General features: G+C 43.0%; 14 protein-coding genes and 1 pseudogene. 5 read left to right on the forward strand and 10 right to left on the reverse strand.

Annotated elements, in window-relative coordinates:
* Nucleotides 1–3: 3 nt before the first annotated feature.
* The 6 genes from AB5170_RS18485 to AB5170_RS18510 form a co-directional block, all read right to left on the reverse strand.
* The gene (locus AB5170_RS18485) at nucleotides 4–408 is read right to left on the reverse strand and encodes a HEPN domain-containing protein (protein WP_173736473.1); all 405 of its coding nucleotides are present in this window, start codon (nucleotides 406–408) and stop codon (nucleotides 4–6) included.
* The gene (locus AB5170_RS18490) at nucleotides 401–736 is read right to left on the reverse strand and encodes a nucleotidyltransferase domain-containing protein (protein ID WP_148463452.1); all 336 of its coding nucleotides are present in this window, start codon (nucleotides 734–736) and stop codon (nucleotides 401–403) included. The genes AB5170_RS18485 and AB5170_RS18490 overlap by 8 nt, the downstream gene beginning before the upstream one ends.
* 551 nt (nucleotides 737–1,287) lie before the next feature.
* The gene (locus AB5170_RS18495) at nucleotides 1,288–1,902 is read right to left on the reverse strand and encodes a sugar O-acetyltransferase (protein WP_148463451.1); all 615 of its coding nucleotides are present in this window, start codon (nucleotides 1,900–1,902) and stop codon (nucleotides 1,288–1,290) included.
* An 11-nt stretch (nucleotides 1,903–1,913) separates the two neighbouring features.
* Complete coding sequence (locus AB5170_RS18500; protein ID WP_148463450.1) at nucleotides 1,914–2,516, reverse strand: HD domain-containing protein; 603 nt, start codon at nucleotides 2,514–2,516, stop codon at nucleotides 1,914–1,916.
* An 88-nt stretch (nucleotides 2,517–2,604) separates the two neighbouring features.
* On the reverse strand, nucleotides 2,605–3,516 hold the full coding sequence (locus AB5170_RS18505) for an AraC family transcriptional regulator (RefSeq protein WP_148463449.1): 912 nt from the start codon (nucleotides 3,514–3,516) through the stop codon (nucleotides 2,605–2,607).
* Between the two features lie 153 nt (nucleotides 3,517–3,669).
* Nucleotides 3,670–4,626 (reverse strand): ketopantoate reductase family protein, encoded by a 957-nt coding sequence (locus AB5170_RS18510; RefSeq protein ID WP_368365131.1) that lies wholly within the window; start codon nucleotides 4,624–4,626, stop codon nucleotides 3,670–3,672.
* Between the two features lie 230 nt (nucleotides 4,627–4,856).
* Here AB5170_RS18510 and AB5170_RS18515 point away from each other — a divergent pair, with 230 nt between their 5' ends.
* Both AB5170_RS18515 and AB5170_RS18520 read left to right on the forward strand, forming a co-directional pair.
* The gene (locus tag AB5170_RS18515) at nucleotides 4,857–5,984 is read left to right on the forward strand and encodes a glycerate kinase (RefSeq protein ID WP_173770243.1); all 1,128 of its coding nucleotides are present in this window, start codon (nucleotides 4,857–4,859) and stop codon (nucleotides 5,982–5,984) included.
* A gap of 10 nt (nucleotides 5,985–5,994) precedes the next feature.
* Nucleotides 5,995–6,072 (forward strand): annotated as a pseudogene (locus AB5170_RS18520) (DUF6783 domain-containing protein); the annotation flags it as partial.
* A gap of 3 nt (nucleotides 6,073–6,075) precedes the next feature.
* Here AB5170_RS18520 and AB5170_RS18525 read toward each other — a convergent pair.
* The 3 genes from AB5170_RS18525 to nadA all read right to left on the reverse strand — a co-directional run bounded on the left by AB5170_RS18525 (nucleotide 6,076) and on the right by nadA (nucleotide 9,538).
* On the reverse strand, nucleotides 6,076–7,098 hold the full coding sequence (locus AB5170_RS18525) for a sugar kinase (protein ID WP_173770244.1): 1,023 nt from the start codon (nucleotides 7,096–7,098) through the stop codon (nucleotides 6,076–6,078).
* Nucleotides 7,099–7,102: 4 nt separating this feature from the next.
* Nucleotides 7,103–7,741 (reverse strand): bifunctional 4-hydroxy-2-oxoglutarate aldolase/2-dehydro-3-deoxy-phosphogluconate aldolase, encoded by a 639-nt coding sequence (locus AB5170_RS18530; protein WP_173770245.1) that lies wholly within the window; start codon nucleotides 7,739–7,741, stop codon nucleotides 7,103–7,105.
* A gap of 879 nt (nucleotides 7,742–8,620) precedes the next feature.
* Nucleotides 8,621–9,538 carry a quinolinate synthase NadA gene (gene nadA, locus AB5170_RS18535; RefSeq protein ID WP_368357411.1) on the reverse strand — a complete coding sequence of 306 codons (918 nt, stop codon included), beginning with the start codon at nucleotides 9,536–9,538 and terminating at the stop codon, nucleotides 8,621–8,623.
* A gap of 357 nt (nucleotides 9,539–9,895) precedes the next feature.
* Between nadA and AB5170_RS18540 the strand changes: the two genes are divergently transcribed.
* The 3 genes from AB5170_RS18540 (at nucleotide 9,896) to AB5170_RS18550 (ending at nucleotide 12,783) form a co-directional block, all read left to right on the forward strand.
* Nucleotides 9,896–11,233, forward strand: coding sequence for an L-aspartate oxidase (locus AB5170_RS18540; RefSeq protein ID WP_368361883.1), 1,338 nt, complete (start codon nucleotides 9,896–9,898; stop codon nucleotides 11,231–11,233).
* Entirely contained in the window at nucleotides 11,226–12,083 is an 858-nt protein-coding gene (nadC, locus tag AB5170_RS18545; protein ID WP_173717473.1) for a carboxylating nicotinate-nucleotide diphosphorylase, read from the forward strand. The genes AB5170_RS18540 and nadC overlap by 8 nt, the downstream gene beginning before the upstream one ends.
* A 151-nt stretch (nucleotides 12,084–12,234) precedes the next feature.
* Nucleotides 12,235–12,783, forward strand: a complete 549-nt coding sequence (locus AB5170_RS18550; RefSeq protein WP_195409944.1) for a transcription repressor NadR — start codon at nucleotides 12,235–12,237, stop codon at nucleotides 12,781–12,783.
* Nucleotides 12,784–12,907: 124 nt separating this feature from the next.
* On the opposite strand, the gene AB5170_RS18555 is transcribed toward AB5170_RS18550, so the two are convergent.
* On the reverse strand, nucleotides 12,908–13,611 hold a 704-nt coding region (locus AB5170_RS18555), incomplete at its 5' end, for a GGDEF domain-containing protein (RefSeq protein ID WP_368365132.1).

Genomic DNA, 13,611 nt, shown 5'->3' on the forward strand with positions numbered 1-13,611 from the left:
TCCTTAATATTGGACATTTTGCCCATCCAAATACTGTTTTACCTCAGTGATAATAAACTCAGCTGCTGCATACTGCTCTGTCGCATCTGCGGCGGATGCAATATAAAAGTCATCATAATCGCTAGTTTCACGCTCTTGTTTCAATCTTCCCAGCTTTTTTCCGATTTCTCTTGGAAAAATATCTGTTGCAACATATGTCTTATTAAAATATGCAACAGCATCTTTATGTCTCTTAAAATCTACCTCTTCTAAAGCCAAAACCGCCTTCACCGCATAAAAAGCGGCATAATAGCTACGGTTTATTGAATCCTTATAATGTTGACTTTCCAGACATAACGCAGATACCCCCAACGTCTCGATTGCGCTTCTCATGCGATATATACACAAATCAACTTTCTTTTCACTCACTGACTACTACCCCCTCATCTCTCACATTTCGATAAAAAGGTAACGTATCTACCCAATATTCATACTGTTCTTCATTTTTGATAACCGGAGATATTTCAATTCCTGTGCTCATCTCCACATCAAAAGCCAGATCGTAAATATCATTTTTAATAGCTCTGATTTCCTCGTCAGACAATTTTACCAGTATCATAATATCTACGTCAGAATTATCTCGATAATCACCCCTGGCATATGAACCATATACAATAACTTTTGTCAGCTTTTCACCCAGCATACGCTTCACTTCCTGGGAAAATTTATATATAATACTACTTACATTTTCTGGCATACAATCACTTCCTTACTGATAAATGGTTCCCGTGTTCTCTTTTTCTCAGTATAGCATATTTTTCTATAATATTTCCACTTATTTTGCTTTTAATGCAATTACACTGAAACAGATAAAAACAGGTCAATCCATAGGTCAATTTTATCTGGACACCTCCGCCAGCCCTTATTTTATGGGCATTCCAGCCTAAAAGTATAGCGGACTCTGACTCCGTCATTTCAAGGTTCGAATCCTTGTAGCCCTGCTAAGTGGAGCACCTCAGATGAGGTGCTTTTTTCGTATTATGAAAGTCCCGGAAGCCGCGTAGTTACTGGCTTTCTGGGACTTTTAAAATTTTTTCTGAAATTGAACTAATCCATTTTTAAAGGATTATCTAATACATAGTACAAAGAAATATACTCATCACCATTTCATTCCATTCTCTAATGATTAGTCTATCTGTTTCAAGAACAACACCTGTTAAATCAACATTTGCATTCATAAATCTATCACTCCTCAATCAAATTGCTCGGTCAGTTATATTTCGGTATTTCCAGGCTCTAATCAATCTTCTATAATTCCCCAATTACTTCATGCTGCCACCTTTCCCTGTCCGTATCAAAATAACGTATCACCTTGCATGGATTCCCTACTGCAACACAATTAGGAGGGATAGGGCGGGTAACTACGCTTCCAGCCCCTATCACGCTGTTTTCTCCTATAGTGACTCCGGGAAGAAGAATACAGCCACCGCCAATCCAGACATTGTTTTCTATCTCTATCGGACGTGCATAGGTTCTGAAAAATGTTGTCTTGCGTTCCCTCCAATCCGGCACAAGCCTTTCCTGTGGCAATACAGGGTGCGAAGATGTATACATCTGCACATTTGACGCGATCAATACCCTGTCACCAATCCGGATAGTTTTGTTATCCACAAAGGTACAATTCATATTGATTATCACATCATTTCCCAAAAATATATTTTTCCCATAGTCACAATGAAAAGGCGTGTCGATTACCACGTTTTCTCCTATTCCACCCAACAGCTCCCGAAGAATGGAAGTGCGTTTTTCTATATCTCCATAATCAGAAAAATAATATTCCCGTGTTAATTCCCTTGTGCGGGCAATCTGCTTTAACGTATCACTGTCCGCAGTTTCCAAAAAATCACTGGATTCGTAATACATAATATCCCTCCTTAGCGAAAACTATTTTCCACAATACCCGGAAGCAGAGAATAGATAGAACAGCCGATCTGATTTTCAAACTGTTCTTTAATCTCTAAAATCTTTTTCCACCTGTCTATTGTCGCTGTGTGAACACCGTACCGTATTGTCACGTCTACAAATCTCTTTTCCAAAAGACAGAACCCCGTCGGCATAGCCAATGCGTCACATAACTGTACAAGACGGTCATAATCATCATATACCGCATTTGCAACAAATTCTTTCATAAACAGGTAATCCTGATCGCTGACATCAAACTCACCGATAGATGTAGCAATATCCTGTATCATAAATGCGTGGGATATACATATCTGTGCAGCTTTTTCCCATCCGCGCTCCATACAGTACCGATAGCCGTCTATCAGATGCCTTTCCGAACTCACTCCGGCATAGCGTCCAATATCATGCAACAGCCCGAAAATATATGCCTGTTCAGAAGATAAATCTTTACAATGTGATGCGATATTTTTACAGGCTTCGGCTACAAACCGGGAATGATCTGCCCATGCTCCCGGATTGGATTCTGACGCTTCCCTTAATGCCAATTCTGCGGTCTGAATATTTAGTTTTACCACTTTGCGCTCACCTCCTGTAAATTGCTGATTTACTTTACAGGTATCATTATAATGCAAAAGACATAGGAAAAATATTTCTATTTCGCCATTACCTATCACTATTCTGCCATTTTTTTCTATATTCTATAGGTGAACAATGTGCATATTCTCGAAAAACCTTTCCAAAATAACTGCTACTACCTAAACCACACTCATGACTGATAACAGTAACAGCTTCCTGCCCCTTTGCCAACATCTGACAGGCAACTTGTAAACGGTAAGTTGTTATATACTCGACGGGTGTCATGTGCAGACAGTCATGGAACACTCTATAGCATTCCCTTTCGCTTAAATATGCTGCCGCAGCAAGTTCCGGAATAGATATTTTTTCTCTGTAATGTTCATGAATGTATATCATCAGCAGCTTTATTTTATCGTTGCTTTTGTTACGTTCCCCTTTCTTTTCACGCATAGAACGAGAAAGTTCAAAAAGCATGAGCCATATTTCCGTTAGGGCTTCCCGCAGTTTTATTTCATATCCAAATTCATCACTGGATAAACGAAATGAGGCAGCAAGCAGTTTCAAAATCCTTTCTTCTTCTGCATTGCCCGGAAAAAGCGGGATTACCTCGATCTGCGGGGCTGTTATGACAGGTGCAATATATTTTTGTTCAATCCTGCTTCCCTGTTCTCCGGCAAGTAGGGAAACATCGAAAATATGAAGTAGCTGTATATTCTTTTCTCTCTGCGATATTGCTTTTGTCCTATGGAGTACATTGGGATTTATCATGCCACCGCTTCCAGTCGGAAACAATATTTTTCCTCTTGGCGTATCATATTCAATGCTGCCACTTTCCATATAAAAAAGTTCCACTGTCCTGTGCCAGTGCCACGGTACATAACCCCCTATATACTTGTCGAGTTCTGCCCTCGAAGCGATATAGGGAAAATCTTTTTCAAAACCGGGAAGCAATTCTTCCTTGCTTCCAGTATAAAATTCAATGCTATGGATATTTTTCATGTCTGTTCACCTACACATCCGGGATTTTGTATCTATTTTATGGATTAAATATACTGGTGTGGGTACAAGAGAGTGCAGCCGATGCTTTGAATACGGATTGCAAAATCAAGCCATTTATCGTTCATTTTTACGCCTCTCAATAGCTGTAATTCTTTACCTGGAACAGGTTATTTCTCCATCCTCTTTGCTATAGTCAAACTTCCCATCATTTTTCTCTTCCAAAGCTTTTATCATATGGTAGGTATATTCATTATACGGCGTAGGAATCCCAAGTTCCCGCCCCATGCGGACCAACGCGCCTGAGAACATATCAATCTCCGTATGGCGTCCCGCATCCAGATCCTGCAGTGTGGAATATCTGGCTGATGGAGGAACGGCACTTCCATGGCCGGAGGATGCTGCTGCCTTACTTATAGCGATTCCTTTTGCAGCGGCAATGGCTTCCAGTTCTCTTCTAAGTCCGTCGCTGATTGCTTTCATATGAACGCTGTCCTGGTAACAGCCAACTCCTGCCCCTAGAATTGCCTGGGGCAGATTATTGCATACATTCAGCCGGAATTTGCTCCACATTTCTTCCCTGATATATTCTGTAGAGCGATAATGCAGTCCGGTATCTGCAAAAAGAGCCTCAATGGCCTGCACACGTTCACTGTCATAGGGTACGCAAGGCTCTCCGAAAATAATGCCAATGGTGGTTTCCGGGTTAAAACAATATCCATTTTCCTCTTTATGGGAAGCAACTTTTATTACCGAATAGATCACATGGGAAGCTCCAATTTCATCGGAAATCAATTTCTCACTGTCCACGCCGTTCATAAGACTCATGACCGTGGTATTCTCTCCTGTAACCTGGCGGATGCTGTCCATTGCACCTGGCAGCGCTCCATATTTCAAAGATACGATCAGCAGGTCTACCCCTTTTGCTTCCTGGGGTGTCCATACTTCCGGATGATAAACCTCACCATTGATCGTGCAGCCTTTTTTCAATTTCTCCGCACGCTTACCTTCTGCAAGAACTCCCAGCCGGATATCCTTCCGCCTGGAAAGCCCCCATATCACATAAGACCCAACCGCACCTGCGCCAAGAACTGCAACTGTTTTTATCTTCATTGTCTTAATCTCCCATGTATATTTTTCCTATAGGTAATTGCGAAACAAGTTCGCAATTACCTATACAGATATTACTATTTTATCATTATCTGATAAAAACTCCATGCAAAAATTCTTGCTTTTTTCTACTTGACTCCACAAACCAGGCGGTCTATCCTTTAAACAGACATAAGATTGAAAATCTTTTCGCAACATATTTTACCATTTATTTTTTTGGGGGATTTTTTCATATGAAAGTTGTCATTGCAATTGATTCTTTAAAAGGAAGCTTAAGCTCAATAGAGGCCGGAATGGCTATCAAGGAAGGAGTTCTTCGGGCAAAGCCGGATGCCAGGATCGTGGTAAAACCTCTCGCAGACGGCGGAGAGGGAACTACTGATGCCTTGATCGAAGGCATGAACGGAGAGCGGATCGATCTGACCGTCACCGGACCTATGCATGCTCCAGTCAATGCTTATTATGGATATTTGAAAGACAGCAATACCGCTGTTATGGAAATGGCTTCCGCTGCCGGAATCACACTGGTTCCAGATGATACAAAGGATCCTCTTCTTGCTACCAGCTACGGTGTGGGCGAAATGATAAACCATGCCCTCCAGAAGGGTTGCCGCAATTTTATCATTGGAATCGGCGGAAGCGCCACCAACGACGGCGGCATCGGTATGTTAAAAGCTCTTGGCGCACGTTTTTTCGATGAAAACGGTATGGATGCAGGCGAAGGTGGACAGGCACTGGCAAAGGTTTCCAGAATCGACATTTCCGGCCTGAATCCTCTTTTGAGAGAAGCTCATATTCAGGTCGCATGCGATGTGAATAACCCTCTTTGCGGTGAAAATGGTTCCACATACGTTTACGGTCCGCAAAAGGGTGTGACAGAAAATCAGAAAAAGCAGCTAGATGAAGCTATGGCACATTTTGCCCAAATTACTTCCAAAACTCTGGGAACAGATTACTGCAATACCCCTGGTGCCGGTGCTGCCGGAGGGCTTGGCTTCGCCTTTCTCTCCTACCTGGGCGCGGCGCTGACACCTGGTATCGAACTGATTCTGAATGCTGTGGGACTGGAGCAGGAACTTTCTGATGCAGACGTGGTAGTTACCGGCGAAGGCCGCCTGGATTTTCAGACAGCCATGGGAAAAGCCCCTGTAGGCGTAGCGAAGCTGGCAAAAAAGCACCATGCAAAGGTTATCGCATTTGCCGGAAGTGTCACAAAGGAAGCAGCTGCCTGCAATAAAGAGGGAATTGATGCTTTTTTCCCAATTTTACGAAATATCTGCACACTTGCGGAAGCTATGGATTCAGCCACTGCAAAAGCCAATATGACTGCCACTGCCGAGCAGGTGTTCCGGCTGCTTTAAAGCGTAATTAATCTTTTCCTGCTCTGGATATACCGCAAAGTGGGGCGTGCAGATTGCGGGAAAGATTTTTCAAACACGCTCTACTGGCTATCTAACGCTTCATTTCAAAATCCTGTCCTATACTATGATGCATCTCGATTGTCTGTTGAATTTCCTGAGGGTCTGTCCATAACATATCCCCACTGACGGTATTTTTCATAGCACTGGCTGCATTTCCATATTCCAGCGCTGCCTGGCAGTTTCCATTCGCCTTTAATAATCCATACAGAAAACCGGAAATATAAGCGTCTCCGCTTCCGATTCTGTCTACAACCTCAATTTTCTCATAAGGTTTTTCTTCATAATAGCTGTCTGTTTTTTTCTCATAAATTACGGAACCAAAAGTATGAGACTTGGGACTGTGCACGATTCTCTGGGTTGCTGCAACCACAGCGATATCGTATTCATCAGAAAAACTTTTCAGGATTTCTTTTATGTCCCCTGTTTTTCCAAATGTAAGATTAGCTGTGGATTCTGAACAGAAAAAAATGTCTACGATAGGCAAAATCTTTGTAATGCAATCTCTTGCCTCATCTCCGGTCCACAGATTTCCTCTGAAGTTTACATCAAATGAAATCCGTGCACCTTTTTCTTTGAATTTTTTCATCATTTCAATGGCATTTTCCCTTACCGGACCGCCAAGTCCCAAGGTGATTCCGCTGGTATGGAAACACCTTGTATTTTCATACATTTCTTCTGGAAAATCTTCTAAAGATAATTTATTCACAGAAGAATACTTGCGGTCGTAAACCACCTGAGGTTTACGGGGATCTGCACCATATTCGTAATAGTAAATTCCCAGTCTGGAATCTGCACTGTCATCTCCAGCCAGATAATCCGTGTCAACACCGTTTCTTCTAATCTCCCTTTTCGCATAATTTCCAATGGCGTGAGACGGAATCTTGGAAATAACACCTGTAGTAAGCCCCAGATTGGCTGCGCCAACAGCTACATTTAATTCTGCCCCACCCAGCTGTTTCTCAAACCTGGTACCCTGGGTTAAACGTTCGTTTCCTTCTGGTGATAAACGAAGAAGCACTTCGCCTAATGCCAGCATATCAAATTTTTTTCCCATTTTATTATCCTCTTATATTCTTTACGATTTCTGCGGCTTCTCTGGTCAGCTTCTCAATTTCGTCAAACCTGCCTTCTGCGATCAGTTTGCCTTTTACCATCCAGCTTCCTCCACAGGCAAAAATACGATCGTATTCCAGATATTTCTTTACATTCTCCGGATTGATTCCGCCTGTTGGCATAAAACTTAAGGAAGTATACGGTGCTGCCATTGCCTTGATAAATGCCAGTCCACCAGCTTGCTCCGCCGGGAAAAATTTGATTACAGAAAGACCTCTGCGTACTGCCCGTGCAGCTTCAGATGGTGTAATGCAGCCTGGAAGCACCGGAATCTTTTTCTCAATACAGTAATCGACAATTTCCGGGTCAAAACCAGGGCTTACAATAAATTCAGCACCTGCCTGAACAGCACGGTCTACCTGCTCTACAGTGAGTACGGTTCCTGCTCCAACCAGCATCTCCGGGTGTGCTTCTTTCATAAGGCGGATGGCTTCACCTGCCGCTGCAGTTCTGAACGTTACCTCTGCACAGGCAAGTCCTCCATTGCAAAGAGCATCCGCCAGCGGCACTGCATCTTTCTCATTTTCAATTACTACAACCGGTACAATTCCCATTTTTTTAATTTTTTCCAATACTGTGTTCATACTTTCTCCTTTTTCACCACTTAATTTACTACGAAAATCCTGTCTAACAATAGACATGAGCGTTTTGCAAATATATTGAATTCATCATACCATTTTTTTGTTTTCAACAGATAAGCTCCATTTTTTAGCAGATATTTCTTTTTTATTATTAAATTCATCTGATGTGCTTATAATATATCTCACCATACTCTATTTGCAATATGTAATTACTACCAATTATTTCCTTCATTTTTAGGTTATTTTTCCATTTTGACAGTTCTTTTTTACAAGTTTCCTGTAACTATAGTCTTTTGCGTTACTGTTCACTGGTAACATTCCGCGAGGTGTTTTTTGTGAACAAAGTTCACAGAAAACCCGAGAGTTGCGGCGCGAAATCATGCAAAGCATGATTTCTGTGCATCGCGAAGCGTGTTACTGTAAACGGAGTGAACAGTAACTCTTTTGCTTTTGCCATAAATATTTCCTGTAAAATTTTTTGACATTCTATTTAAAGCATGATAATATAATTAGTATAAAAAAGGTGCTACTGATAGACGGTTAGTCCGATTTTATGTATACACAAAGTAGTCGCTCAGTTTCTCGGACCGGGGCGGCTATTTTTGTGGCTTATTAGTATCTTTGCCGAATGTGTATCCGGCACAAAAGCAAGTAATGCCAAAACTCATTACTGCAATAAAGTCCAAAATACTCATTGGCTTAGCCCTCCTTTCCGTTTGATTCCCTTCCGGTTTTCTATGTAATCAGAGGGTCACAGTCCCTCTGCCGAAGGACTAACCGCCTACCGTTATGGTAGCGCCCAAATATAATTATATCAGTTGTATTCTTTTTTTACAATTAGTAATCGTCTCTAATTTCTGCTTATCTCAAAAGATAAATTTTCTATTCCCCCATCGTCAACATCGTATCAATACAAGCCTTCGCCTTCACTCTCACATTCTCATCCAGCTTGATCTCTTCTCCGCCCTGACCGCAGACGCAATTATAAACATCCATCAATGTAGTCAGTTTCATATTGTGGCATACGCAGTCCTTTGACAGCGGATAAAATTTCTTGTCCGGGCACTCGTACTGGAGATGCTGGACAATGCTGTTCTCGGTGCCGATAATAAATTCTTTAGCATCGCTTTCCTCGGCATATTTCATAATTCCGGTAGTACTTCCAATATAATCTGCCATTGCAGAAACCTCTGGCAGACACTCTGGATGAACCAGTAACTTCGCTTCCGGATGAGCGGCTCTGGCTTTTTTCACATCTCTTACAGACATTCTAAGATGAGTTGGACATCCCCCGTGAACGAACTTGAACGTTTTTTGCGTAACCTGCTTCTCCACCCATGCGCCAAGGTTGCAGTCCGGGATAAACAGGATCTTGTCATTGTCGATATTGTTCACAATCTTCAACGCAGAAGAAGAAGTTACGCACACATCACAGATTGTTTTCAGTTCGGAAGTGGTATTAATATAAGCCACAACTGTGTAGTCCGGATTGGACTCTTTCAGTGCGGAAAGCATCTCCACATCCAGCTGCTCTGCCATTGGACATCCTGCGCCGCTATTGGAAAGGTAAACCTTTTTCTCCGGAGAAAGAATTTTTACTGTTTCTGCCATAAATCTTACACCACACATCAGCACGTTCTTCTGCGGAGCCTTAGCCGCCTGCTGGCTCAGTCCATAAGAATCACCTGTGTAATCTGCTACCTCCAGAATCTCATGGCTCTGGTATGCATGCGCCAGAATGCAGATATCTTTTTCCTTCTTTAAACGCAGAATTTCATCCTGCAGCTGTCTTGTTGTCATCATAATCGTTTTTCACTCCTGTGTTTTCATTTATTCCGGAACTTTAATTTTCCATGTATACCCGAATGTGTTCTTAAATATCTTCTTACCCTCATTGGCTGCTAATAGCTCCACTCTTTTCGGACATTTTCTTAGGATTATATTACCTGCCGTCCTCACTGTCAATAAAAAAGTTTACAGCTATCTTGTCAATTGTAAAGTTTAGTGATATACTACAGGGCATGTCGTTCGGAAAATTTGAATCCGCGCGCACAATTGCAATCATTCACAGAGAAATTTTATAAGCCTGCGCTTCAGATTATTTTTGCAAAATTTCTCTGTACACCAAATTTATCCACGAAAAAAGGACCATCAATTATGAAAACAGATATCCTCATCGCAGGAAGCGGCTGCTCCGGTCTTTACTGTGCCCTCCAGCTTCCCCGCGACAAAAAAATCACCGTCATCACCAAGTCCGACCTTACCAGTAACGATTCCTTTCTCGCCCAGGGCGGCATGTGCATGCTGAAAGAACAGTCCGACTATGACAGCTTTTTCGAAGACACCATGAAAGCCGGACACTACGAAAATGACAAAAAATCCGTAGAGATCATGATCAAAACCTCCCCGGAGGTTGTCAGGGATCTTGTTTCTTACGGTGCCCAGTTCGAGCGAAACGAAGACGGCAGCCTTGCCTACACCAAAGAAGGCGCCCATTCCACCAACCGTATTATTTTCCACGAGGATGTAACCGGAAAAGAGATCACCAGCACCCTGCTCCGCGAAGTCCAGAAGCTTTCCAATGTAGAACTTCTGGAATACACCACCCTGGTTGATATTCTGGAAAAAGACAACCACTGCTACGGCGCTGTGATCCGCCGTCCAGATGGTTCCCTTGACACCGTTACTGCAACCTATACCGTTCTGGCCAGCGGAGGGGTAGGTGGACTTTACAGACATTCCACCAACTTCCGCCACCTTACCGGCGACGCACTTGCTATTGCAGGTAAGCATAATATTGAACTGCAGAACCCGGATTACGTGCAGATCCACCCTACCACCTTCTACACCAAACATCCGGAAGACCGCAGCTTTCTGATTTCCGAATCTGTCCGTGGCGAAGGTGCCAGACTTTACGACAAAAACATGAACCGTTTCGTAAACGAGCTGCTGCCTCGTGATCTTCTTTCCCAGAAAATTCACGAACAGATGGCAAAAGACGACACCGACTTTGTCTGGGAAGACCTGCGCACCATCCCGGTAGAAACTCTTCGCCACCATTTTCCAAACATTGTTGAGCACTGCAGGGAAATGGGCTATGATGTTTTCAAGGAATGTATCCCGGTTGTTCCGGCACAGCATTATTTCATGGGCGGCGTAAAAGTGGACTATCAGAGCCGTTCTTCCATGGAAAATCTCTATGTAGTAGGAGAAGCTGCCTGCAACGGTGTCCATGGCAAAAACCGCCTGGCAAGCAACTCCCTGCTGGAAAGCCTTGTTTTCGCAAGACGTGCGGCGCAGGATATGGCAGAGCATGATCTTAAGAATGCTTCACCCCAGAATGCTAGCGAAATTGCTGATTACCTTGCTTCCCACGTAGACTTCACCCCATACCAGGACATTCAGACCCTGGCCGAAACTTATCATCACCTTGCCACACAGGCCATCACCCTTGGCCAGAATCCAGAAGGCAGAAAGGAATTTTTATATGTATGATCAGGTAACTCTCGGATTAAATGTTGATCCGTTCATTTTAAGCGCATTAAAAGAAGATATCACAAGCGAAGACGTATCTACCAACAGCGTTATGCCCAATCCCACTCCAGGCGTTGTAGATCTTATCTGCAAAGAAGATGGAATCATCTGCGGGCTCCAGGTTTTTGAGCGTGTTTTCACACTTCTGGATCCATCCACCAGAGCTGAATTCTATGTAAAAGACGGAGACCACGTAGAAAATAAACAGCTTGTGGGAAAAATTTACGGAGATATCCGTGTGCTCCTTTGCGGAGAAAGAACCGCTCTTAACTATCTCCAGAGAATGAGCGGAATCGCCACCTACACAAGCCAGGTTGCAGCTCTTCTTGAGGGAACCGGGATCAAGCTTCTGGACACCAGAAAAACCACTCCGAATAACCGTATTTTCGAGAAATATTCCGTTCGCGTAGGCGGCGGCAATAACCACCGCTATAATCTTTCCGACGGCGTTCTTCTCAAGGACAATCACATCGGTGCCGCAGGCGGCGTAAAACAGGCCATCTCCATGGCAAAAGCCTACGCTCCTTTTGTCCGCAAAATTGAAATAGAGGTCGAAAACCTGGATATGGTAAAAGAGGCAGTAGAAGCTGGTGCGGACATTATCATGCTGGATAATATGACCACTGAACAGCTGAAAGAATCCATCGACTACATTGCCGGACGTGCCGAAATTGAAGTTTCCGGAAATGTAACAAAAGAAAATATTGCCAGACTCACTGGTTTGGGTGTAAATTATGTATCAAGCGGAGCACTTACACATTCTGCTCCTATTATGGATTTATCTATGAAGAATCTTCATCCGGTGGAGTAAGCCCTATTCGGCTGAACTCCCCCACCGACAGTAATTATCAGAATGGAAGTCACCTGTTTCCCGCCATCAACACGTCCCAAAACATGTTTGACAAAGGCTCCACACGGTAACAGGTAACTTTCATCACAAACCAGCAGACAGGAGATAAAAAATGAAAGGTGAAGCAAGACGAAAACAACTTCTGAATATCCTATCTTCCAGCAATAATCCCGTTTCCGGCGGTACCTTAGCTAAGGAATTAAATGTAAGCCGCCAGATTATTGTCCAGGATATTTCTCTCCTGCGTGCCAACGGAGCTACCATTTTTTCCACCAACAAAGGCTATCTGCTCCAGGAGGACAGGAAATATTCCAGAGTTTTTAAGGTTTATCACACAGATGATCAGGTTGAAGAGGAATTAAGCACCATCGTAGACGCCGGCGGCCAGATTCGCGACGTATTCGTCTACCACAAGGTCTACGGCGTGCTGAAAGCTGACATGGGAATCAAATCCCGCCGCGACATCCGCGCCTACATGGAGGAAATCAGCACCGGCAAATCCAGCCTTCTGAAAAATGTAACCTCCGGCTATCACTACCACACCATCGACGCCGAAAGCGAAGAAATCCTGGATGCCATTCAGGAAGAACTTCAGCAGAAGGGGTTTCTTGCGAAATTACAGGACTACGAGCCCGTGGATTTCTGGGGCGATCAGGAATAAAAACGAAAAAAGTTCAAGAACCAGGCTGAGCACACGTCTCATCCTGGTTCTTGTTATTCCAAAAGAATTTCAATCAACTCTGTTATATTTAGAATATTTGAAAATATAAGGAAAAAGCAATCTGTTACCTTCGTCTGACTATTTTGCTTTCCTGGTAATAGCGTTCCTTGTTCTTATACATTCTTTCATCTGCTTCTTTGGCGATGTCATAGATGTTATCCCATTCTTTCTCAGAACTGAAAACATATCCCCATGAGATTGTCATAGAATCCACCAGTTTCCCATGCCATTGTGCAACACGCCGGTCAAAGCTTTCTATTATGCTTTGAAATTCCTTTGTATTTCCGGTGATGATCACAACAAACTCATCTCCTCCGATTCTGTAGACATTTCCATACTTTCCAAAACTTTCCCTCATACAATTGGCCGCTGCACATATAAGTTCATCGCCTGCAGCATGTCCAAGAGAATCATTTGTATGTTTCAGGTTATTAAGATCCATGGAAATATATATCCATTCCTCGCGGAGATCAAGGTTGTTTATCCTTTCTTCGTATGCATGTCGGTTAAAGCATCTTGTAAGTTCATCTGTGTTTGATATGTACAGCAGTTTTTCTTTTTCATATTTTTCTTTCATAACTCTTGAAAGCATGTAGAACATACAGCAGGAAGCCAATACAAGATACACGCCAACTATGAGAACCGCAAAAATATTTCCTTGCCGATAAAAGGAACTGTCTATAGTTACAGCTACAATATAGTCATCATACTGACTGAGTAAACATTTGCAGCGTTTTCCACCTATCCTTATGAGTCGGACATCTGTCT

It is taken from the genome of Ruminococcus sp. RTP21484sp1_RTP21281st1_A8_RTP21281_210402, assembly GCF_040914025.1.
GTDB lineage: Bacteria > Bacillota > Clostridia > Lachnospirales > Lachnospiraceae > Blautia_A > Blautia_A faecis.